This is a genomic window from Streptomyces sp. NPDC111628 (assembly GCF_055635195.1).
The window spans coordinates 721258-742832 of sequence record NZ_JBVKBZ010000003.1 but is presented as its reverse complement, the minus strand read 5'-3'; the positions used below and the strand labels follow the sequence as shown (position 1 = coordinate 742832).

Below are 21575 nucleotides of genomic sequence, written 5' to 3'. Positions count from 1 at the left end.
TCCGTAAGCTGGGGATCCCGGCCGGACAGGATCACGCGAGGAGCGGTCCGTGCGAGACATCGCCGTGTTCAGCGGTAGTGCCCACCCCGACCTGGCCGAGGAGGTCTGCGCGCAGCTGGGCGTGCCGCTCAGCCCCACCCGGGTCAGCCGGTTCGCCAACGACTGCCTCGAGGTGCAGCTGATGGCCAACTGTCGCGAGCGGGACGTGTTCCTCGTCCAGCCGCTGGTCACACCGGTCCAGGAACACCTCGTCGAGCTGCTGATGATGTGCGACGCGGCGCGCGGCGCGTCGGCGGGCCGCATCACCGTGGTCATGCCGCACTACTCCTACGCCCGCTCCGACAAGAAGGACGCCCCGCGCATCTCGCTGGGCGGGCGCCTGGTGGCCGACCTGCTGGTGGCCGCGGGGGCGAGCCGGGTCCTCGCCATGACCCTGCACTCGCCCCAGGTGCACGGCTTCTTCTCCGTCCCGGTCGACCACCTGCACGCGCTGCGGGAACTGGCCGCGCACTTCCGGCAGTACGACCTCTCCCGCGCGACCGTCGTCTCGCCGGACCTGGGCAACGCCAAGGAGGCCGCGGCGTTCGCCCGGATGCTCGGCGCCCAGGTGGCGGCCGGGGCGAAGCAGCGGTACGCCGACGACCGGGTCAGCATCAGCTCGGTGATCGGGGACGTCGCGGGACGGGACGTCATCGTGCTCGACGACGAGATCGCCAAGGGCAGCACGGTGCTGGAACTCCTCGACCGGCTCCGGGAGTCGGGCCCGCGCACCATCCGCCTCGCCTGCACGCACGGGCTGTTCGCGGCCGGTGCGCTCGGGCGCCTCAGCGAACAGCCGGACGTGCTGGAGATCGTGTGCACCAACACCGTTCCGGTGCCGGTGGACGACCACACGGACAAGCTGCGGATCCTGTCCATCGCCCCGGCGCTCGCCGAGGCGGTGCGCCGCATCCACAACGGCGAGTCGGTCAGTGCCCTGTTCGACGCCCGGCCGGCCGGCTGACGCCGAGGGCCTCGTCCAGGGTCGGCCACGGCGGCAGCAGCCGCGCCAGGCCGGTGATCCGCAGCATGCGCAGGGTCAGCGCGTGGGTGCACACCAGATGCACCTGCCCGCCCCCGTCGAGCACCTGGCTCCGGGCCCGGTACAGCAGGCGCAGCCCGGAGCAGTCGAAGAACTCGATGCCGCCCAGGTCCAGCACGACCCGGGCGCCGGGACGGCCCGTCTCCCGGTCCAGGTACGGGGCGATCTCCGCCGCCGATGCGATGTCGATCTCGCCCCGGAACTCCAGCACCGTGTGTCCCCGGTGGTGGCGCACCCGTAGGTGCCGGGTGGGCGACGCGGATTCCTGCCGCACGAACCTTGCCTCCAGCCTGTCGCGGCCGCTCCGGCCTGCTTCCGGGGGCTCAACTACCCAGTCCGCTCGGAAAGTTACCCCGATCGAGCGAATTTGAGCATGTTCGATTGACATATGTCATCGAAATCTCAGTGCCGTGCCCGACCGTCCGCCGATCAGCGGGCGCCCGCCCCCGGACGACCGCTCAGTCGATCTCGAGGACGAGCTTGCCCGTGGTGCGGCCGGTCTCGCCCAGCGCGTGCGCCCGCGCCGCCTCGGTCAGCGGGAACGTCTGTGCGATCGTGGCGCGCAAGCGTCCCGACTCGACCAGGCGGGCGATCTCCTCCATACCGGCCCGGTCGGCGTCCACCAGCATCCGAACCGCCCGCACACCCAGCCGGTCGGCCTCCTCGTAGAAGTCGTCCGACCCGACCGGCAGGATCGAGACCACCACCCCGCCCGGCCGCAGCACCCTGAGGGACCGCAGTGACGTGTCGCCGCCGATCGTGTCCAGGACGACGTCGACGTCCTTCACGGCCTCGACGAAATCCGTCTCCCGGTAGTCCACGGTCTCGTCCGCCCCGAGGGAGCGCAGGAACTCGTGCTTGCCGGCGCTCGCCGTGCCGATCACCTGGGCACCCCGGGCCTTGGCGATCTGCACCGCCACATGGCCCACACCGCCGGCCGCCGCGTGGACGAGCACCCGCTGCCCCGGCCGCACCTCCGCGCGCTCCACCAGGGCCTGCCACGCCGTCAGCGAGACCAGGGGCAGGGCGCCCGCCTGGACGTGGCCGATCCCGGACGGCTTGGGCGTGAAGGTGCGTGCCGGGGCGGTGACGTACTCGGCGTGCGAACCGTGGCCGAAGGGGTAGGACAGCATGCCGAAGACCTCGTCACCGGGACGGAACGCGGCGACGCCGATCCCCACCGACTCCACCACGCCCGACACGTCCCAGCCCAGTACGAAGGGCGGCTCGCCGAGGAAGCCGCCGGTCGCCCGGTGCTTCCAGTCGGTCGGGTTCACCCCGGCGGCACGCACCCGTACCAGCACCTCGTTCGGGCGCGGCTCGGGGCGCTCGGGCCGTACCTCCTTCAGGACCTCGGGACCGCCGAGGACATCCTGGCCGATGGCGCGCATGGTGTTCATCGAGACCTCGCAACTCGGGAGGGGGGAGGGGGAGGAGAGGGGTGAGGGGGAGGGGAACGGGCGGCACGGTTCGCAACCGGGCCGGCCGGCGGCTGCCCGCCGACTGTTTCCGCCGGGCCGGGATATCCGCAAGGTACAGGGCAGGGGCACGGCGTCCCGCGCCCGGAATCCTTCGGAGGAGACATGGCACTGGTCAACGCGGGCGTCGTGGTGCTCGACTGCGCCGAACCCGAGCGGCTCGCCGAGTTCTACAAGGGGCTGCTGGGCGCCGAGGAGAGCGACGTGAGCGCCAACCGGATCGAGATCGAGGGCCCCCGCGGCTTCCGCATGGCCTTCCGGCGGGACGTGAACGCCACCCCGCCGAGCTGGCCGCGCCCGGAGAACTCCCTCCAGGTCCACCTGGACTTCGTGGTGGCGGACCTGGACGAGGCGGAGCGCGCGATCGTGGGGCTGGGCGGACGTCCGGTGGAGGCGAAGGACCCGGCCGGCCCGCACGAGGAGCGAGGCTTCTCCGACCCGGCCGGCCACTCCTTCACCCTCCGCCGCACCCTCGCCCCGACGGCACCCAAGCAGGGCTAGGGGCTGCCGGGCGGCGCGGGTCAGTCCCGGCCCTTCGCGGGGACCGGCCAGGAGCCGGTCGAGCGTTCGATGGCCTTGGCGCCCGTGCGGTCCACGGCGCTGCGCACCGCGGCGAAGATGGCGCCCTGGATCGCGGCCGCCAGCAGGATCTCGCCCCAGCCGCGGTCCGGGTCGAGGGCGTCGGGCGCGTCGTCCTCGTGCCGGATCACCTTCCAGGTCTTCTGGAACGTCATTCCGGCCAGCGTGCCGCCCAGCCAGCCGAGCGCGAACCCGACGGGCTTGTAGGCGAGGGGGAGCTTCTTCTTCTTTTTCTTCGCCGTCTTCGCCATGGGAATCTCCTTGCCTGGTGTGCGCTGAATGGTCGTACGGATCCCGGATCAGGGCCTGCCCCGCGCCGGCACCTCCTCCTCGGCCCGGGCAGGCCCCGGCGGGGTGCCCTCGCCGAACGGCCGCCCGCCCAGCTCCTGCCGGTGGTGGGGCGTGAGCCAGCCGGCCAGGTCCGGGCCCAGGGGCACGATGCCGGTCGGGTTGATGCCGGTGTGCACCTGGTGGTAGTGGCGCTTGATGTGGTCGAAGTCGACGGTGTCCCCGAATCCGGGCGTCTGGAACAGATCCCGGACGTACGCCCACAGCACCGGGTTCTCCGTCAGCTTCCAGCGGTTGCACTTGAAGTGGCCGTGGTAGACGGCGTCGAAGCGGACCAGCGTGGTGAACAGCCGGATGTCCGCCTCCGTGATCGTGTCCCCGACCAGGTAGCGCTGCCGCTCCAGCCGGGGCGTCAACTGCTCCAGCCGCCGGAACACACCCGCGCACGCGGCCTCGTACTCCTCCTGGCCGGTGGCGAAGCCCGCCCGGTACACCCCGTTGTTGACGTCCTCGTAGACGCCCGCCATCACCTCGTCGATCTCGTCGCGCAGGGCCCGCGGGTACAGGTCGGGCGCACCCGGCCGGTGCAGCGCGGTCCACTCGGTCGCGAGGTCGAGGGTGATCTGCTGGTAGTCGTTGGTGACGAGCGCCCCGCTGGGCACGTCCACGACCGCGGGCACGCTCACCCCGCCCGGGTAGCCGGTCTCCCGCCGGTCGTAGGCCTCGCTGAGGTAGCGGATGCCGAGGACCGGGTCGCGGCCGTCCGGGGCCAGCGTGAACCGCCAGCTGCGGTCGTCCTGGATCGGGTCGGTGACCGCCAGGGACAGGGCGTCCTCCAGACCCAGCAGCCGCCGGGAGACCAGGGCCCGGCTCGCCCACGGACAGGCGCGGCTCACCACCAGCCGGTAGCGGCCGGCCTCCACGGGCCAGCCGTCCCGGCCGTCCGCCGTGATCCGGTCCGCGAAGTGGCTCCGGGACCGTTTGAACGCCTTCTTCCCGTAGCCGCTGTTCCCGGGCGTCCCGTCGTCACCGCTCATGCCCCTGCCTTCCTTCCCGCCGTCCGAGTCCGTGCGTCGGTGGTTCCGTGCGTCCGTGTCCTGGACCGGCCGTGCGCCCTCGCACCGGTCCCTTGTAAGGCGTTCCCCGTTTTCGCCGGTCGGCACTGGCGGCCACCCGCAAGGCGGGGTGTGAGCCGCGCCGGCCGGGGCAGTCGGGGCTTCGTGAGTGGGACAGCCGGGGAAGAGAAGCCGGGCCGGAAGGCCGACCGCAGGACACGCGTCACCGTACTCGTGGCCCTGGCGGCCAACCTGGTGATCGCCGCCGCCAAGGCGGTCGGCGGGTTCGTCGCGGGATCGCCCGCGCTGCTGTCGGAGGCGGCGCACTCCGTCGCGGACAGCATGAACGAGATCTTCCTCCTCGCCGCACTGCGCCGCAGCCGCCGCCCCGCCGACCGCAGGCACCCCTTCGGCTACGGCAAGGAACGGTTCTTCTGGTCGCTGCTCGCGGCCGTCGGCATCTTCGTCATGGGCGGCTGCTTCTCCTTCTTCCAGGGCGCAGAGGCCCTGCGCACCGGCGCCGACGAGAAACTCGGCGGCTACGTGGCCGGACTGATCGTGCTGGGCCTCGCCCTGCTCGCGGAGGGCGGCTCCCTGCTGCGGGCCCTGCACCAGGTGCGGGGCCAGGGCGGGCTCGCCGACGGGATGCGGGACCCGGCGCTGCGCACGGTCGTCGCCGAGGACGGCACCGCGGTGCTCGGTGTCTGCCTCGCCATGACCGGCATGGCACTGCACATGGTCACCGGGCAGGTGGTGTGGGAGGCCTGCGCCTCGCTCGCCATCGGCGCACTGCTCGTCTACGTGGCCTACCGGCTGGGCCGCGAGGCCCGCGACCAGCTGATCGGCGAGGCCGCCGACCCGGAGGCCAGCGGCCGGATCCGGGCACTGCTGCGCGCCCAGCCGGAGATCGACAGTGTCGAGGGGCTGTTCACCATGAAGACCGGTCTGGACTCGACCCTGGTGGCGGCCCGCGTCGATCTCGTGCCGGGCCTGGACAGCGAACGGGTGGAGGAGGTCGCCGTGCGCATCAAGAGGTCGATCGCGCGCACCGTCCCCGAGGCGGACCAGGTCTTCCTCGACGTCACGGACCGGCCCGCGCGGGAGGCGGCGCAAAGCCCCGCCGCGACGGGGGAACGCGGCGGGGCCTGAACGGCGTGTTCCCAGAACCCGCCGGCCCATGCACGCCGGTCCGGGAAACTCCCGCGCGCCCGGTTCAGCCCGCGTGGGACGGCTCCAGGACGAAGACGGGGATCTCCCGTTCCGTCTTCTTCTGGTAGTCGGCGTACGACGGATACGCCGCGACCGCGCGCTCCCACCACTGGGCCTTCTCCGCGCCGGTGATCTCACGCGCCGTCATGTCCTGCTTCACCGGACCGTCCTGGAGCTCCACCCGGGGGTCGGCCTGCACGTTGAAGTACCACACCGGGTGCTTGGGTGCCCCGCCCAGGGAGGCGACCACGGCATAGCGGCCCTCGTGCTCGACGCGCATCAGCGGCGTCTTGCGCAGCTTGCCGCTGCGCGCACCCCGGGTGGTCAGCACGATCACGGGCAGACCGGTGTCCATCAGGGTCGTGCCCTCGGTGCCGCCCGAGCTCTCGTACAGCTCGACCTGTTCGCGCACCCACTGCGTCGGGCTGGGTTCGTACTCGCCGTCAAGAGGCATGTGCATCCGTTCGTGTTCGTCGTCGTGACGTGGGGCCGGCGGACCGGCGCGTTCCCACCTTTACCGCATCCCGCCCCCCGAACCCCCCGCCGCTCGGCCAGTCACGCGGCGCGATCGGGGCCGCGGGAGGCCGCGATCACGCCACGCGCGTCGCGGCGGAGACCGGCACGGGAGGGTCCTGGAGGGTCCTACCACCCCTGGAGCGGTGTTCCCCGGCCAGTCTGCCTCCGCCACCGATCTGGCCGAACTTGCCGTCGCCCCATAGGTGCCCCGGGCATCTAATGAAGATCGATCCGACGCACTCCTCGTCTGCGAGGTCTTCCATGACGGACACCGACACGACGACGAACACCGACACGACGACGGACCCCCACCCGGCGACGGACACCCACCCGGTGCCCCCCGTCGCCTTCCCGCAGGACCGGACCTGTCCCTACCACCCGCCCGCCGCCTACGACCCGCTGCGCGCCGCCTGCCCGCTGGCCCGGATCACGCTCTTCGACGGCCGCCCGGCCTGGCTGGTGACCGGGCACGCCGCCGCGCGCCGGCTGCTGGCCGACCAGCGCCTGTCGACCGACCGGACCCGCGACGGCTTCCCCGCCACCTCGGCGCGCCTGGCCGCCGTACGCGGGCGCAGGACCGCCCTGCTCGGCGTGGACGACCCGGAGCACCGCGCCCAGCGCAGGATGGTGCTCCCGGAGTTCACCCTCAAACGCGCCGCCGCACTGCGTCCGGGCATCCGGCGGATCGTCGGCGAACGGCTCGACGCGATGATCGCGCAGGGCCCGCCCGCCGATCTGGTGACGGCCTTCGCGCTGCCCATCCCCTCGATGGTGATCTGCGCGCTGCTCGGAGTCCCCTACGCCGACCACGAGTTCTTCGAGGAACAGTCCCGCCGGCTGCTGCGCGGCCCCCTGCCCGCCGACACCCTGGACGCCCGCGACCGACTGGAGACGTACCTGGGGGAGTTGGTCGACCGCAAGCGGCGGGCGCCCGGCGAGGGCCTGCTGGACGACCTGGTCCGGCAGCAGCAGTCGGAGGGTGCGCCCGACCGCGAACAGCTCGTCGCCTTCGCGGTGATCCTGCTGGTCGCGGGTCACGAGACCACCGCCAACATGATCTCGCTGGGCACCTACACCCTCCTGACCAACCCGGGGCGGCTGGCCGAACTGCGTGCGGATCCCGCGCTGCTGCCCGGTGCCGTGGAGGAGCTGATGCGCGTCCTGTCGATCGCCGACGGGCTGCTGCGGATGGCCACCGAGGACATCGACGTGGACGGGCAGACCATCCGGGCCGGCGACGGGGTCGTCTTCGCCACCTCCGTCATCAACCGCGACGCGAGTGTCTACCCCGAACCGGACGCCCTCGACTGGCACCGCCCGGCCCGCCACCACGTCGCCTTCGGTTTCGGCATCCACCAGTGCCTCGGTCAGAACCTGGCCCGCGCCGAACTGGAGATCGCCCTGCACACCCTCTTCGACCGGCTGCCCACGCTGCGCCTGGCCGCCCCGGCGGACGAGATCCCCTTCAAACCCGGCGACACGATCCAGGGGATGCTGGAACTCCCCGTGGCCTGGTAGGAGGCTCCCGGCATGCGTATCGGCATCGACAAGGACACCTGCATCGGCGCCGGCCAGTGCGCCCTGACCGCCCCCGGCGTCTTCACCCAGGACGACGACGGCTACAGCACGCTCAGGCCCGGCCGGGAGGACGGCGGCGGCAGCGCGCTGGTCCGGGAGGCGGCCCGCGCCTGCCCAGTCGGCGCGATCACCGTCTCGGAGCGGGTCGGCTGACCCCGGCCGCGCCCAGCAGCACCCGTGCCGCCTCCCGTGCCTGACGCGCGGGCTCGGTACCGCCCGCCACGCCCGCCGTCACCATGGCGCCCTCGGCCAGCAGGAAGAGCTGCCCGCCCAGCGCGGCGGGCAGCCCCGCGCCGGCCGCCAGAGCGTCGAGGAACGCGCGGAACGCCGCCTTGTGCGCCCGCACCCGCTCCGCCACGGCGGGTGAGGCGGGGCCGAGTTCGCCGTAGGCGTTGATCCAGGCGCAGCCGCGGAAACCGGGCTCCGCGAACCACACGCCGAGCCAGTCGAACACGGCCAGGACGCGCGCGCCGGGCTCCTCGTGCCGGCCGACGTACTCGGCCAGCCGCCCCCGCCAGCGCACGTCGCGCCGGTCCAGACAGGCCACGACGAGCTGTTCCTTGGCCGGGAAGAGCTGGTAGAGGCGTTTGAGCGAGACGCCGGAGGCACCGCGGACCTCGTCCATGCCCACCGCCCGCACGCCCCGCGCGTAGAAGAGCCCCTCCGCCGCGTCCAGCGCCCGCTCCCGGGCGACCTCGCTGTCCATGGGGACCTCTTCCTTGACCGGAGAACGTGCGTTCTCCTACGGTAGCAGTCCGGTGGAGAACGCTCGTTCTCCACTGCTGCCCCTGGAGGTTCAGCCATGACGACGACCGACCGGCCGCCCCTGCCGCCGTTCACCCGGGAGACCGCCGAACGCAAGGTGCGGGCCGCCGAGGACGCCTGGAACACCCGCGACCCGCACAAGGTCGCCCTCGCCTACTCCGAGGACTCGGTCTGGCGCAACCGGGACGCCTTCCTCACCGGCCGCGCCGCCATCGTCGAGTTCCTGACCGCCAAGTGGGAGCGCGAGCGGCGGTACGCGCTGCGCAAGGACCTGTGGGCCTTCGACGGCAACCGCATCGCCGTCCGCTTCCAGTACGAGTCCCAGGACGCGGACGGCCAGTGGTGGCGCTCCTACGGCAACGAGTTGTGGGAGTTCGACGAGCACGGGCTGATGACCCGGCGCGAGGCGAGCATCAACGACGTGCCCATCGAGGAGGGGGACCGGCGCATCCTCGGCCCGAGGCCCGCCCAGTAGGGTTTTGGGATGAGCGACCGGGCCGGAAGCGGCAAGGACACACGACCCTTCCTCTACGTCGTCGTCTGCGCCGCGGGCGTGGCCGAAGGCGTGGGCGGGCTGATCGACGCGGCGCGGGGACGCGGCTGGGAGGTCGGGGTCATCGCGACACCGGTCGCCATGGGCGGCTTCTTCGACACGGACGCCGTCGAGGCGCGGACCGGCCGCCCGATCCGCTCGGCCTGGCGCACGCCCGGCGATCCGCGGCCCTTCCCGGCGCCCGACGCCGTCGTGGTCGCTCCCGCCACCTTCAACACGATCAACAAGTGGGCCGCGGGCCTGGCCGACACCCTCGCCGTGGCCACCCTGTGCGAGGCGAGCGGCCTCGGGGTCCCCGTCGCCGTCCTGCCGTGCGTGGGCGAGGCGCTGGCCTCCCACCCCGCCTACCGGGAGAGCCTGGCCCGGCTGCGCGCGATGGGCGTGCGCTTCGGCGACCCCTACGCCGGGGACGCGGAGGAGGAGGGCGGCCGCCCGGAGTTCGGCTGGGAACGGGCCCTCGACCTGGTCCAACGGCGCTGACCCGCGCGGGGTCCGAGCCGCTCGAAGACGTACGCTCGCCCTGGTAGCGATGATCGGCGAGGACAGGAGCAGCAACCATGCAGTACGTGAAGCTCGGTTCGACGGGTCTGGACGTGTCGCGGATCTGCCTGGGCTGCATGACCTACGGCGTACCCGACCGCGGCACGCACGAGTGGACCCTCGACGAGGCGGCCTCGCGTCCGCTGATCCGGCAGGCGCTGGAGGCCGGCGTCACCTTCTTCGACACCGCCAACGTCTACTCCGACGGCACCAGCGAGGAGATCGTCGGCAAGGCGCTGGCCGACTTCGCGCGCCGCGACGACATCGTGCTCGCGACCAAGGTGAACGGCCGGATGCGCCCCGGGCCGAACGGCGCCGGACTCTCCCGAAAGGCGGTCATGACCGAGATCGACCACAGCCTGCGGCGCCTGGGCACCGACTACGTCGACCTCTACCAGATCCACCGCTTCGACCCGCACACCCCCGTCGAGGAGACGATGGAGGCGCTGCACGACCTGGTGAAGGCGGGCAAGGTCCGCTACATCGGGGCCAGTTCGATGTACGCCTGGCAGTTCTCCAAGATGCAGTACACCGCCGAGCGGCACGGCTGGACCCCGTTCGTGTCCATGCAGAACCACTACAACCTGGTCTACCGCGAGGAGGAGCGCGAGATGCTGCCGCTCTGCGCGGACCAGGGCGTCGGCGTGCTGCCCTGGAGTCCGCTGGCCCGCGGCCGCCTCACCCGCGACTGGGACACCACCACCGGGCGCAGCACCACCGACGGCTTCGGCAGCACCCTGTACCAGGAGGGCGACCGCGCCGTGGTGGAGGCCGTCACCCGCATCGCCGGTGAGCGCGGCGTCCCGCGCGCCCGGGTGGCCCTGGCCTGGCTGCTGCACCAGGACACGGTGACCGCACCGATCGTCGGCGCCGCCAGGCCCGGCCACCTGGAGGACGCCGTGGCCGCGGTCGAACTCACGCTGAGCGAGAAGGAGATCGAGGAGCTGGAGCGGCCCTACGCGCCGCACCCGATCGCCGGTCACTGAGCAGGGGAGCGGCGGTCGGGCACCGGTGGCTCAGGGGCCGGTGCCCGCGTCCAGGGCGGTGACGGACACCGACGACGCGTTGCCGCCGACCGGGACCTCGCCTGCCGTCCACTTCACCTTGAGAGGCTCCCGCTCGTCCGGCGGGGTGACGAGCAGCGCCGCCGGGGTGGCCGTGCGGGCGCCGCTGATCTGCGGACTGGAGAATGACAGCCCGGCCCACGCGCTCTTGCCCGGCGTCAGTGTGAGCGTCTCGGGGGAGCCGGGCGCGCGCTCGGGGTCCGGGCCCAGCTGCCTGCCGGACGCGTCCACGAAGGCGGCGCCCGGATAGCCGTACACTGTGCAGGTGCGGTCGGAGGTGTTGGTCAGCACGACGGGGAAGTTGCGCTGGCCCGCCCCCGGGTCCACGCGGCCGACGGTGGCCCGCAGTTCGGCGGTGTGGCAGCGGCCGTCGGTGCGGGCCGATGCGGAGGCCGAGCCCGCGGTGTCGGTGGGTGCGGCGCCGACCGCCGAGGCGGTGTCGCCGGACGTCGGGGTGCCACTGCCCGGGTCCGCGCCGGCCGTGCGGGCGGCCTCGCTGGGCCGCGGGGTGCCGCTCGACGTGGCGCTCTCGGTGCCGCATGCGGTCAACAGGCCGAGCAGCGAGACCCCGCTCGCGAGCAGGGCCGTCCGGCGCAGCGGCTGGGACGTGTTCGCCATCGCTCCTCCACACTCCCGTCGGACTCGCGTGCGGCCTCGGCGCGACCGGCACCGCACGCCCCCGTACTGCGAGTGTCCCGCGGTACGGCCCGGGAAACGAGGGGGCACACTCCGCATCGGGGCGAGGCGCTCACGCCTCGTCGTCGAGCAGCCCCAGCTCCGCCCAGATCGTCTTCCCCTCGGCCGTGTGCCGGCTGCCCCAGCGCTGGGTGAGCTGAGCCACCAGGAGCAGACCGCGCCCGCCCTCGTCCCAGGTCCTGGCCCGGCGCAGATGCGGCGCGGTGTGGCTGGTGTCGGAGACCTCGCAGATCAGGGTGGCCGTGTCGTGGATCAGCCGGAGCCGGATCGGTGGTGAGCCGTACCGGATCGCGTTGGTGACCAGCTCGCTCACGACCAGCTCGGCGGTGAAGGTCGCCTCCAGCAGGTCCCAGTCGGAAAGCTGGTCCAGGACCTGCTTGCGTACCGGGGCGACCAGCGCGGGGTCGGCGGGGATGTCCCAGGTGGCGACCTGTCCGGCCGGCAGCCCCCGGGTCCGGGCCAGCAGCAGCGCCACGTCGTCGGCGGCGCTGCCCGACGGGAGGAGTCGGTGCAGCACCCGGTCGCAGACGGTGTCCAGGGAGTCGGCGGGGGCGGCCAGCGCCTCGCGCAGCAGCGCCTGGCCGGTGTCGGTGTCCCGGTCCCGGCTCTCGACCAGTCCGTCGGTGTACAGCGCCAGCACGCTGCCCTCGCGCAGCTCCAGCTCGGCCGACTCGAAGGGCAGTCCGCCCACGCCCAGCGGTGGCCCGGAGGGCAGTTCGACCTGCTCCGGCGGACCGTCCGGCGGGACCAGGACGGGCGCCGGATGCCCGGCCCGCGCCATGGAGCAGTGCCGCGACACCGGGTCGTACACCACGTACAGACACGTCGCGCCGACCTCGCCCGCCCGGTCGTCGCCGGACTCCTCGGACAGCCGGACGACCAGGTCGTCCAGGTGGGTGAGCAACTCCTCGGGCGTCAGGTCGATGTCGGCGAGGGTGCGAACGGCGGTGCGCAGCCGGCCCATCGTGGCCGAGGCCGGGATGCCGTGGCCGACGACGTCCCCGACGACCATGGCGACCCGCATCCCGGACAGGGGGATGACGTCGAACCAGTCGCCGCCGACGCCCGAGCGGGCCGCCGGAAGATAGCGGGAGGCCGCCTGCACCGCGGCGGTGGGCGGCAGCCACCGGGGCAGCAGACTGCGCTGCAGGGTCAGCGTGGCCTCGCGCTCGCGGGAGTAGCGGCGGGCGTTGTCGATGCAGACGGCGGCGCGGGCGCTGACCTCCTCGGCCAGCAGTACGTCGTCGTGCGTGAACGGGTCGGGACGCCGGAACCGGGTGAAGACCGCGACGCCGAGGGTGGTGCCGCGGGCCTGGAGCGGCACCGACATCGTCGAGTGGACGCCGTACTCCTTCACCCGCCGCAGGCGGGCGGGGTCCCACTGGAGCCAGCGCTCCAGGTCGCCGTAGGCCTGCGAGGCCACGATCGCCTGTCCCGAGAGCAGGCATTCGGCCTGGGGGGAGCCGGCCGGATAGACGTCCAGCTGTCCGGTCTCGGCCACCGCCTGCGGGCCGTCCTCGGTGATCGACCGGTGCGCGGTGCGGCGCAGAGCGACCGGCGGTTCGACCAGGGTGGCGGGCTCACCGCCGTGCTCGTGCGGGTCCAGCAGGTCGACGCTGACGAAGTCGGCCAGCGGGGGGACGCACACGTCCGCCAGCTCCTGCGCCGTACGGGTGACGTCGAGGGTGGTGCCGATGCGCACGCTGGCCTCGTTGACCAGTTGGAGCCGCTCCCGGGCGCGGTGCTGCTCCGTGAAGTCGTGGGCGCTGACGCACACGCCGAGCACCTGACCGTCGGCGTCGGTGAGGGGCGCGACACGGGCGTTCCACGCGTGGGCGCGGCTCTCGCCGACGGCCCTGAGGCGGATCTGCATGTCGTGCCGGCGGCCGGTGGCCAGCACGCGCCGCATCTGGCGTTCCAGCTCCGCGTTCTGCGGCCGGCCGCTGAAGTCGGTGGCCCGCAGCCCGCGCACGCGGTCGGGCGGGAGCCCCAGCAGCCGCGCCATGGCGTCGTTGACCCCACGCAGCAGGAGCTGCTCGTCGAAGATCATCATGGCGCAGGGGGACTGGGTGAGGGCCGCCCTGACCAGCGGGTCGTCCTCCGGTTCCGGACCGGATCGCAGTGGGGTGGCCGCGAGCCACGTGACCGGGGCGCCGTCCGCCGCCGGTCTGCGGTGCGCGAGCACCCACACCGACACGGTGTGTCCGTCGCGGTGCCGCAGGGCCAGGGTGCCGCTCCACCGGTCGTCGTCGTGTCCCGGCGGTGTGCCGTCGTGGTCGTGCGCGAGCAGGTCGGCGGCGGGGCGCCCCACCACCTCGGCTGCCGGGTGGCCGAGCAGGAGGCGGGCGCCCTCGTTCCACTCGCGCAAGGTGCCGGAGCCGTCGACGACGGCGCGGGCCGTGGCGGCATCGTCGAACGGGTTGACCGGACTCATCGTCGCCACTCCATTGCGCACACTCACGGTGATCAGCGCGTCACCTTGTTTCCAGCCTAGTGGGTTCGGGCCCCGTACGGACCCGTACTCACCGGGCGCACGGTGCCCGACCGCCCCGTGTGTCACCGGCCCGGTCGGGCGGCGCAGGGCAGAAAGTGCTTTCCGCAGCCTTGACGGGCGCGTATGGCTCGACGTCAGAATCTGTTTGTTCGCGATCGCTTGTGAGTACTTCTGAGTTCTGATGAGCCTCGATGAGTTCTGATGAGGGAGATCCGCCATGACGGTCACGCGCAGATCGGTTCTGATCGCCTCCGCCGCCACGCCCGCGGCCGGGATGGCGCTCGCCGCCCCGTCGGCGTGGGCCGCGGACGCGACCGGCGGCTCGGCGGGCCGCAGCACCGTCGCCCTGCGGGACGGCTGGCGCTTCTGGCTGATCGACCCCGACGGCGCGGCCGAGGACGTCACGGACGCCGCCGATCCGGCCCACGACGACTCGGCGTGGCGCGAGGTCGCCGTCCCGCACGACTGGAGCATCGAGCAGGCGCCCACCACCGAGCACGGCACCACCAGCGGCACCGGCTTCCTGCCGGGCGGTCTCGGCTGGTACCGCCTCGCCTTCACGCTGCCGCCCGCCCTCGCCGGGAAGCGGATCTCGGTCGAGTTCGACGGCGTGTACATGGACTCCCGCGTCCACTGCAACGGCCGGGAGGTCGGCCACCACCCCTACGGCTACACCGGCTTCGCCCTCGACCTGACCGACCTGCTGCACACCGACGGCCGCACCGAGAACGTCCTCGCGGTGCGGGTGCGCAACCAACTGCCGAGCAGCCGCTGGTACTCCGGCAGCGGCATCTACCGCGAGGCCCGCCTGGTCGTCACCGAGCCGGTGCACGTACGGCGCTGGGGCACGTACGTCACCACGCCGCGGGTGGGCGAGGACAGCGCCGTCGTCCGGGTCCGGACGTCGCTGGTGAACGCCGGGGGCACCGCGCGCGAGGTCGAGATCCGGTCGGCGGTGAAGGACGCGGACGGCCGCACCGTGGCCCGCACCGCCTCCACGGCGGAGGTCACCGACACGGCGTCCGAGACCCACGAACTCACCGTCGCACGCCCGCGGCTGTGGGACTTCGCGAACCCGCACCGCTACACCCTGCACACCGAACTGCGCGTGGGCGGCCGGACCGTCGACACGTACCGCACCCCGTTCGGCATCCGCACCTTCCACGTCGATCCGGAGGAGGGCTTCCACCTCAACGGCAGGCACGCCAAGATCAAGGGCGTCGACCTGCACCACGACCTCGGCGCGCTCGGCGCCGCCGTCAGCATCGACGCGATCCGCCGCCAGATGACCCTCATGAAGTCGATGGGCGTCAACGCCTTCCGCACCTCCCACAACCCGCCCTCGCCCGAGATGATCGAGGTCTGCGAGGAGATGGGCATCATCATGCTGGTGGAGGCCTTCGACTGCTGGCGCACCGGCAAGAACCGCTACGACTACGGACGGTTCTTCGACGAGTGGTGCGAGCGGGACGCCACCGAGATGGTGCTCGCGGCCCGCAACTCGCCCGCCGTCGTCATGTGGTCCATCGGCAACGAGGTCCCCGACTCCACCGCCACCGCCGGACTCGCCATGGCCGACCGGGTCATCGAGGCGATCCGCGCCGCCGACGACACCCGCCCGCTGATCATCGGCTCGGACAAGTACCGCCGGATGCCCGCCAAGGGCTCCGCCGCCGACCTGATGCTCGCCAAGCTCGACGGGCTCGGCCTCAACTACAACACCGCCAAGTCGGTGGACGACCTGCACGCGGCCTATCCGCACCTGTTCCTCTTCGAGTCCGAGTCGTCCTCCGAGACCTCCACCCGCGGCACCTACCAGGAACCCGAGCACCTGAACACCGGCGAGAACCACACGCCGGGCGGGCGGGCCACCTCGTCCTACGACAACAACCTCGCCTCCTGGACGATGAGCGGCGAGTACGGCCACAAGAAGGACCGGGACCGCAAGTGGTTCGCCGGGCAGTTCCTGTGGTCCGGCATCGACTACATCGGGGAGCCCACGCCCTACGACGTCTTCCCGGTGAAGGCGTCCTTCTTCGGCGCGGTCGACACGGCCGGATTCCCGAAGGACATGTACCACCTGTTCCGCAGCCAGTGGACGGACGAGCCGATGGTCCACCTGCTGCCGACGACGTGGAACCACCGCGAGGGCGACACCGTCGAGGTCTGGGCCTACACCAACGTCGACACCGTCGAGCTGTACCTGAACGGCAAGTCCCTCGGCACCCGCCGCTTCGACGCCAAGAAGACCGTCGACGGCCGGACCTACCTGGAGACCACCGAGGCCACCGGCGACGACAAGACCTTCACCGACGGGCCCTACCCCGGCAGCTACACCAGCCCGAACGGCAGCGCCGGCAAGCTCCACCTGACCTGGAAGGTGCCCTTCGAGGCGGGCGAGCTGAAGGCCGTCGCCCGGCGCGGCGGCAGGACGGTGGCCACCGACGTCCTGCGCACCGCCCGGGCGCCGCACGCCCTGCGCCTCACCCCGGACCGCGAGGCCGTCGACGCGGACGGCCGCTCCCTGGTCTTCGTGACCGCCGAGGTGGTCGACCGGCACGGCGTGGTGGTGCCGGGCGCCGAGCACCTGATCTCCTTCGACGTCGCGGGCGGCTCGCTCGCCGGACTGGACAACGGCCGCCAGGAGAGCGCGGAGCGCTACCAGGCGAGCACCCGCACCGCCTTCCACGGCAAGGCACTGGCGATCGTCCGGTCCGGCACCCGGCCGGGCACGGTACGAGTGACGGCTCGCGCGGACGGGCTGCGCACCGACACGGCGACGGTGCGCGCCCGGCGGGCCCGGGACCGGTCGACCACACCGGCCGCGGAGTTCCGCCCCGGGCATCCGGCGCCCGTGGAGCACCCGCACGCGGACGCGAGCTACTCCGGCCGGACCGACACCCTCCCCGCCGCCGTGCTCGACGGCGACCCGGCCACCGGCTGGTCCAACGGCTTCCACAAGGCGGCCACCGCCCTGCTGCCCGCCTTCGACGGGGCCCGCGCCGAGGACTGGATCTCGGTCGACCACGGGCGTACACGCACCTACGACCGCGTCGAGGTCTCCTTCACCGTGGACGACGGGCACAGCCTGCCCGCGACCGTCGGGGTGGACGTCTGGGACGGCCGCGCCTGGCGTGCGGCCAAGGAGGTGCGGACCGACTGGGCCACCGCCTCCGACGCGCCCACGGTCATCGGCTTCCGTCCGCTGCGCGGGTCCCGGATCCGTCTCACGCTGACCAGCCGTCACCCCGGCGAGGCGCGGGGAGCGGTCCGCGTCAGCCGCCTGGAGGCACCCGCCGCCTGAGCCGCCGTACCACGGTCCGGGCGGGAACCGGTCGGAAAACCGGTCCCGTCCGGACCGTTGACGGCGTGTCATGTCTGCCACAAGCATGTCCTGCGACCGCATTTGGGAGCGCTCCCATTCCATGGTGGGCGCCACCTCCCCCGAGGAGCCCGGACGTGAAAAGACGCAGAACCGCGCTCGTCTCCCTGACGGCCCTGCTGGCGACGGCCGTCATCGCGCTGCCCGCCGCCCCGGCCGGCGCCGAGGAGACCGAGCAGGTCAGGAACGGCACCTTCGACAACGGCACGGACGCCTGGTGGGCGAGCAGCAACGTCACCGCCGCCGTGACCGACGGCCGGCTGTGCGCCGACGCCCCCGGCGGCACCACCAACCGCTGGGACGCCGCCGTCGGCCAGAACGACGTCACCCTGGTCGCGGGGGAGTCGTACAAGTTCTCCTTCACCGCCACCGGTACGCCCGCCGACCACGTGGTCCGGGCGATCGTCGGTCTTTCGGTGTCCCCGTACGACACCTACTTCGAGGTCAGCCCGCAGTTGAGCGTCTCGGGCAACACCTACTCGTACACCTTCACCTCGCCCGTCGACACCGCTCAGGGCCAGGTCGGCTTCCAGCTCGGCGGCACGCCCGACGCCTGGCGGTTCTGCGTGGACGACGTGTCCCTGCTGGGCGGCGTGGCGCCCGAGCCGTACGTGCCGGACACCGGGCCGCGGGTGCGGGTGAACCAGGTCGCCTACCTGCCCTCGGGACCGAAGAACGCCACCCTCGTCACCGACGCGACCTCGCGCCTGCCCTGGCAGCTGAAGAACGACGCCGGGCGGGTCGTCTCCCACGGCTGGAGCAAGCCGCGCGGCGTCGACGCCTCCTCCGGGCAGAACGTCCACTCGATCGACTTCGGCCGCTACAAGAAGCGCGGCGAGGGCTACACCCTGGTCGCCGACGGCGAGACCAGTCGCCCCTTCGACATCGGCACGGCCGCGTACGAGCGGCTGCGCCTGGACTCCGCGAAGTACTACTACACGCAGCGCAGCGGCACCGCGATCAGCGACGAACTCCGCCCCGGCTACGGACGCCCCGCCGGACACGTGGGTACGGCACCCAATCAGGGCGACACCGAGGTGCCCTGCCAACCCGGTGTGTGCGACTACACCCTGGACGTCTCCGGCGGCTGGTACGACGCCGGCGACCACGGCAAGTACGTCGTCAACGGCGGCATCTCCACCTGGGAGCTGCTCAGCACCTACGAGCGCTCGCTGCACGCCCGCACGGGGGAACCCCGCAAGCTGGGCGACGGTTCGCTCGACATCCCCGAGAGCGGCAACAGGGTGCCGGACATCCTCGACGAGGCCCGCTGGGAGCTGGACTTCCTGCTGAAGATGCAGGTGCCGGACGGGCAGCCGCTGGCCGGGATGGCCCATCACAAGATCCACGACGAGCAGTGGACCGGGCTGCCGCTGCTGCCCAGTGACGACCCGCAGAAGCGCGAACTGCACCCGCCGACCACCGCGGCGACCCTCAACCTGGCGGCGACGGCCGCGCAGGCCGCCCGCCTGTACCGCCCCTACGACCGGGAGTTCGCCGCGAAGGCGCTCGACGCGGCCCGCACCGCCTGGACCGCGGCGCTCGCCCACCCGGACCTGCTCGCCGACGAGAACGACGGCATCGGCGGCGGCGCCTACCCCGACGCCAAGGTCGCCGACGACTTCTACTGGGCCGCCGCCGAGCTGTACCTGACGACGGGGGAGCGGGACTTCAGGGACTACGTGCTGACGTCTCCGGTGCACACCGCCGACATCTTCGGGCCGATCAGCTTCGACTGGGCGAGCACCGCGGCGGCCGCCCGCCTCGACCTGGCGACCGTCCCCAGCCGGCTCCCCGGCCGCGACCACGTCCGCCGCTCCGTCGTCCGGGGCGCCGACGGCTACCTGGCCACGCTGAAGGCCCATCCGTACGGCATGCCCTACGCCCCCGACGGCAACGTCTACGACTGGGGCTCCAGCCACCAGATCCTGAACAACGCGGTCGTCATCGCCACCGCCTACGACATCACCGGCGGCTCCGAGTACCGTGACGGCGCCGTCCAGAGCATGGACTACATCCTGGGCCGCAACGCCCTGAACATGTCGTACGTCACCGGATACGGCGAGGTCAACGCGCACAACCAGCACAGCCGCTGGTACGCCCACCAGCTCGACCCCGCCCTGCCCGCGCCGCCCGACGGCACCCTGTCCGGCGGTCCGAACTCGAGCATCCAGGACCCCTACGCGCAGAGCAAACTCCAGGGCTGCGTCGGCCAGTTCTGCTTCATCGACGACATCCAGTCCTGGTCGACCAACGAGCACACGATCAACTGGAACGCCGCGCTGGCCCGGATGGCCTCCTTCGTGGCGGACCAGGGATGACCGGCTGACCCCTGCGCACCGCGCCCGAGGGCCGCGCCGCTTCCGCGGGAGAATGCGGAAAGCCGGTGCGGCCCTCTCGGCATGTCGGGGATCATGGCATGCCCGGGATTCTGACTTTCTTTCAAAGGCGGCCGATGTTGCCCGGTCGCCTTGTTGACCATGAGTGGTTTGTGCGAGAGTGAAGCACCCGTGCGGGGGGTAAAGGCCGGGTCTCGCACGCGCTTTGACGGGCCGGGTCCGATTTCGCCATGGCGAATTCACGCTTCCCGCGCTCCGCCCAAGAGGTACACACCAATCCGTGGGTCCTTTTCGGCGATCGGAACTTCTGAGTCACCTGCGCGTGGGAAGGAAACATCTCAGTGCCCACCCCCCACCCCCCTCGGCCCGCCTACCCGCCCTCCGGCGGGGATCCCGGGGAGTCCGACGAGTTGCTGGCCGCACGGCTCCGGGACGGCCCGGAGAGCGAGGCCGCCCGGATCGCCGCGCTGCTGATGGCCCGCCACTGGCAGCCGGCACACGACTACGCGACCATCTGCCTGGCCACTTCGGCCCAGGTCACCGGCATGGTCACCGCCGCGGCCTGGCACCGGGTGCTGGCCCGTCTCGCCGAGGGCGAGCCGGCCACCGCGCTGCGCCCCCGGCTGCTGGTGGCCGTGCGCGACACGGTCCGCCAGTGGTCCGGCGACGACGCGATAACCGGCACGCTGCCGCACTTGCTCAAACCCGCCGGGGGACGGGGTATGCGGGCGGCGAAGTCCCTGACTCCGGAAAACCGCACGTTGGCGGCCCGGGCATTCGCTTCTCTTCCCGGACCGGCCCGTTGTTTGCTGTGGCACACGGAGGTCGAAGGAGAGTCCATAAGCGTCCCTGCGGGTCTGCTGGGCATGGACACCGACACCGCGTCGGCCACTCTCGAACAGGCGCGTGAGAAATTCCGCGAGGGATGTCTGCATGCCCACCGGCAGCTCGCGCCGAGCCAGGAGTGCCGCTTCCACAGCCGACTGCTCGACGTCCCGATTCGCCGGGGCGGCGCCCTGCTGCCGGATGTCCGCAAGCATCTGGCCGACTGCCGTCACTGTCGGCACGCGGCCGACCAACTCGGCCACTTCGAGCGGGAGTTGGGCACGCTGATCGCCGAGGCCGTGCTCGGCTGGGGCGCCCGGCGCTATCTCGACTCCCGTCCGGCGCGCGCAACGCTGGGCGTGCTGGCCAAGGGCGCCGCCCGGCATCGCGGCTCACGCACCGGGCTGCTGGCCCGGATCCCCGTGCCCGTGCGCCGGTTGCCGGGCCGCCCGCGCTCCGGCCGGTCGGTGCTCCGGCAGTTCGGCGCCGCCTCCGCCGGGGTGCTGGCCATCGTGCTCGTGGTGAGCGTGTGGTCCTACGACGGTGGTGGTGCCGATCCGGCCGCCTCCACCAGCGCGGTCGACGGGGACGGCGAGACGTCCGCGACGAGCCGTCCGAAACCGCCCGACGAGGCCGGGATGCCCACGTCGGCGGAGCGCACGCGGCTGCGCAACGTCGCCGCGAACCTGTGTCTCGACGTCCGGGGCGAGCCGAAGGCCGGGGCGGGCGCCCGGCTGGCCGAGTGCTCCGAGGCCGGGACCCAGCAGTGGACCTACGAGGACGACGGACTGCTGCGCAGCGTCGCCGACCCGGGGCTGTGTCTGGACTCGCGGGCGGACGCCGGAGTCGTCATTCTCGGTACCTGCGCCGACGAGGGAACCGAGCGGGGCGAGGACGTGCGCTACGAGCTGACCGGCGCGGGCGAACTGGTGCCGCGCGGGCAGAAACTGCTCGCGCTCGCCACCACCACCCGCGCCCCGGACGCCGACGTCGTCGTCAAGGTCCACGACGGCTCCGACGACCAGCGCTGGCGCACCGACCCGGTGCCGACGGCGGAGGGCTCCCTGTCGATCGCCCGTACCGACGCCCCTGGGGCGCGGGCCGTGGACCTGTCCGGCGGCTGAGGAGGACGG

19 protein-coding genes are annotated in these 21575 nt (G+C 72.6%); 11 read left to right on the top strand and 8 right to left on the bottom strand.

The window, feature by feature from the left end; all coding sequences use genetic code 11:
• Positions 1-49 precede the first annotated feature (49 nt).
• Positions 50-1003 carry a ribose-phosphate diphosphokinase gene (locus ACZ7MF_RS18320; protein WP_356856179.1) on the top strand — a complete coding sequence of 318 codons (954 nt, stop codon included), beginning with the start codon at positions 50-52 and terminating at the stop codon, positions 1001-1003.
• Here ACZ7MF_RS18320 and ACZ7MF_RS18315 read toward each other — a convergent pair.
• Both ACZ7MF_RS18315 and ACZ7MF_RS18310 read right to left on the bottom strand, forming a co-directional pair.
• Positions 969-1355 carry an anti-sigma factor antagonist gene (locus ACZ7MF_RS18315; protein ID WP_388515188.1) on the bottom strand — a complete coding sequence of 129 codons (387 nt, stop codon included), beginning with the start codon at positions 1353-1355 and terminating at the stop codon, positions 969-971. The two genes, ACZ7MF_RS18320 and ACZ7MF_RS18315, sit on opposite strands and share 35 nt — an antisense overlap.
• Before the next feature lie 184 nt (positions 1356-1539).
• Positions 1540-2481 (bottom strand): NADP-dependent oxidoreductase, encoded by a 942-nt coding sequence (locus ACZ7MF_RS18310; protein WP_471477809.1) that lies wholly within the window; start codon positions 2479-2481, stop codon positions 1540-1542.
• A gap of 183 nt (positions 2482-2664) precedes the next feature.
• Between ACZ7MF_RS18310 and ACZ7MF_RS18305 the strand changes: the two genes are divergently transcribed.
• Positions 2665-3060 (top strand): VOC family protein, encoded by a 396-nt coding sequence (locus ACZ7MF_RS18305; protein ID WP_003978082.1) that lies wholly within the window; start codon positions 2665-2667, stop codon positions 3058-3060.
• A 20-nt stretch (positions 3061-3080) separates the two neighbouring features.
• Here the strand turns inward: ACZ7MF_RS18305 and ACZ7MF_RS18300 are convergent, their stop codons facing one another.
• The gene (locus ACZ7MF_RS18300) at positions 3081-3389 is read right to left on the bottom strand and encodes a DUF4235 domain-containing protein (RefSeq protein ID WP_003978083.1); all 309 of its coding nucleotides are present in this window, start codon (positions 3387-3389) and stop codon (positions 3081-3083) included.
• A 48-nt stretch (positions 3390-3437) separates the two neighbouring features.
• Entirely contained in the window at positions 3438-4463 is a 1026-nt protein-coding gene (locus tag ACZ7MF_RS18295) for a glutathione S-transferase family protein (RefSeq protein ID WP_471477808.1), read from the bottom strand.
• Positions 4464-4613: 150 nt separating this feature from the next.
• On the opposite strand from ACZ7MF_RS18295, the gene ACZ7MF_RS18290 reads away from it, so the two are divergent.
• Positions 4614-5630: a cation diffusion facilitator family transporter gene (locus tag ACZ7MF_RS18290; RefSeq protein WP_471477807.1), complete on the top strand. Its 1017-nt coding sequence runs from the start codon at positions 4614-4616 to the stop codon at positions 5628-5630.
• A 64-nt stretch (positions 5631-5694) separates the two neighbouring features.
• Here the strand turns inward: ACZ7MF_RS18290 and ACZ7MF_RS18285 are convergent, their stop codons facing one another.
• Complete coding sequence (locus ACZ7MF_RS18285) at positions 5695-6144, bottom strand: nitroreductase family deazaflavin-dependent oxidoreductase (protein ID WP_471478873.1); 450 nt, start codon at positions 6142-6144, stop codon at positions 5695-5697.
• 323 nt (positions 6145-6467) lie between these two features.
• On the opposite strand from ACZ7MF_RS18285, the gene ACZ7MF_RS18280 reads away from it, so the two are divergent.
• Both ACZ7MF_RS18280 and ACZ7MF_RS18275 read left to right on the top strand, forming a co-directional pair.
• Positions 6468-7724, top strand: a complete 1257-nt coding sequence (locus tag ACZ7MF_RS18280; protein WP_471477806.1) for a cytochrome P450 — start codon at positions 6468-6470, stop codon at positions 7722-7724.
• A gap of 12 nt (positions 7725-7736) precedes the next feature.
• Positions 7737-7937, top strand: coding sequence for a ferredoxin (locus ACZ7MF_RS18275; RefSeq protein WP_115740476.1), 201 nt, complete (start codon positions 7737-7739; stop codon positions 7935-7937).
• On the opposite strand, the gene ACZ7MF_RS18270 is transcribed toward ACZ7MF_RS18275, so the two are convergent.
• The gene (locus tag ACZ7MF_RS18270; protein WP_471477805.1) at positions 7912-8490 is read right to left on the bottom strand and encodes a TetR/AcrR family transcriptional regulator; all 579 of its coding nucleotides are present in this window, start codon (positions 8488-8490) and stop codon (positions 7912-7914) included. The two genes, ACZ7MF_RS18275 and ACZ7MF_RS18270, sit on opposite strands and share 26 nt — an antisense overlap.
• Before the next feature lie 96 nt (positions 8491-8586).
• On the opposite strand from ACZ7MF_RS18270, the gene ACZ7MF_RS18265 reads away from it, so the two are divergent.
• The 3 genes from ACZ7MF_RS18265 (at position 8587) to ACZ7MF_RS18255 (ending at position 10628) form a co-directional block, all read left to right on the top strand.
• The gene (locus ACZ7MF_RS18265) at positions 8587-9024 is read left to right on the top strand and encodes a nuclear transport factor 2 family protein (protein WP_471477804.1); all 438 of its coding nucleotides are present in this window, start codon (positions 8587-8589) and stop codon (positions 9022-9024) included.
• Positions 9025-9033: 9 nt separating this feature from the next.
• The gene (locus tag ACZ7MF_RS18260; RefSeq protein ID WP_471477803.1) at positions 9034-9582 is read left to right on the top strand and encodes a flavoprotein; all 549 of its coding nucleotides are present in this window, start codon (positions 9034-9036) and stop codon (positions 9580-9582) included.
• Between the two features lie 77 nt (positions 9583-9659).
• On the top strand, positions 9660-10628 hold the full coding sequence (locus tag ACZ7MF_RS18255) for an aldo/keto reductase (protein ID WP_356856159.1): 969 nt from the start codon (positions 9660-9662) through the stop codon (positions 10626-10628).
• 30 nt (positions 10629-10658) lie between these two features.
• On the opposite strand, the gene ACZ7MF_RS18250 is transcribed toward ACZ7MF_RS18255, so the two are convergent.
• Together ACZ7MF_RS18250 and ACZ7MF_RS18245 are read right to left on the bottom strand one after the other, a co-directional pair.
• Complete coding sequence (locus tag ACZ7MF_RS18250; protein ID WP_471477802.1) at positions 10659-11324, bottom strand: DUF4232 domain-containing protein; 666 nt, start codon at positions 11322-11324, stop codon at positions 10659-10661.
• Positions 11325-11454: 130 nt separating this feature from the next.
• Positions 11455-13836, bottom strand: coding sequence for a SpoIIE family protein phosphatase (locus tag ACZ7MF_RS18245; protein ID WP_471477801.1), 2382 nt, complete (start codon positions 13834-13836; stop codon positions 11455-11457).
• A 277-nt stretch (positions 13837-14113) separates the two neighbouring features.
• On the opposite strand from ACZ7MF_RS18245, the gene ACZ7MF_RS18240 reads away from it, so the two are divergent.
• The 3 genes from ACZ7MF_RS18240 (at position 14114) to ACZ7MF_RS18230 (ending at position 21566) form a co-directional block, all read left to right on the top strand.
• Complete coding sequence (locus tag ACZ7MF_RS18240; protein ID WP_471477800.1) at positions 14114-17200, top strand: glycoside hydrolase family 2 TIM barrel-domain containing protein; 3087 nt, start codon at positions 14114-14116, stop codon at positions 17198-17200.
• 155 nt (positions 17201-17355) lie between these two features.
• On the top strand, positions 17356-19599 hold the full coding sequence (locus ACZ7MF_RS18235; protein WP_471477799.1) for a cellulase: 2244 nt from the start codon (positions 17356-17358) through the stop codon (positions 19597-19599).
• A gap of 359 nt (positions 19600-19958) precedes the next feature.
• Entirely contained in the window at positions 19959-21566 is a 1608-nt protein-coding gene (locus ACZ7MF_RS18230) for an RICIN domain-containing protein (RefSeq protein ID WP_471477798.1), read from the top strand.
• Positions 21567-21575: the final 9 nt, after the last annotated feature.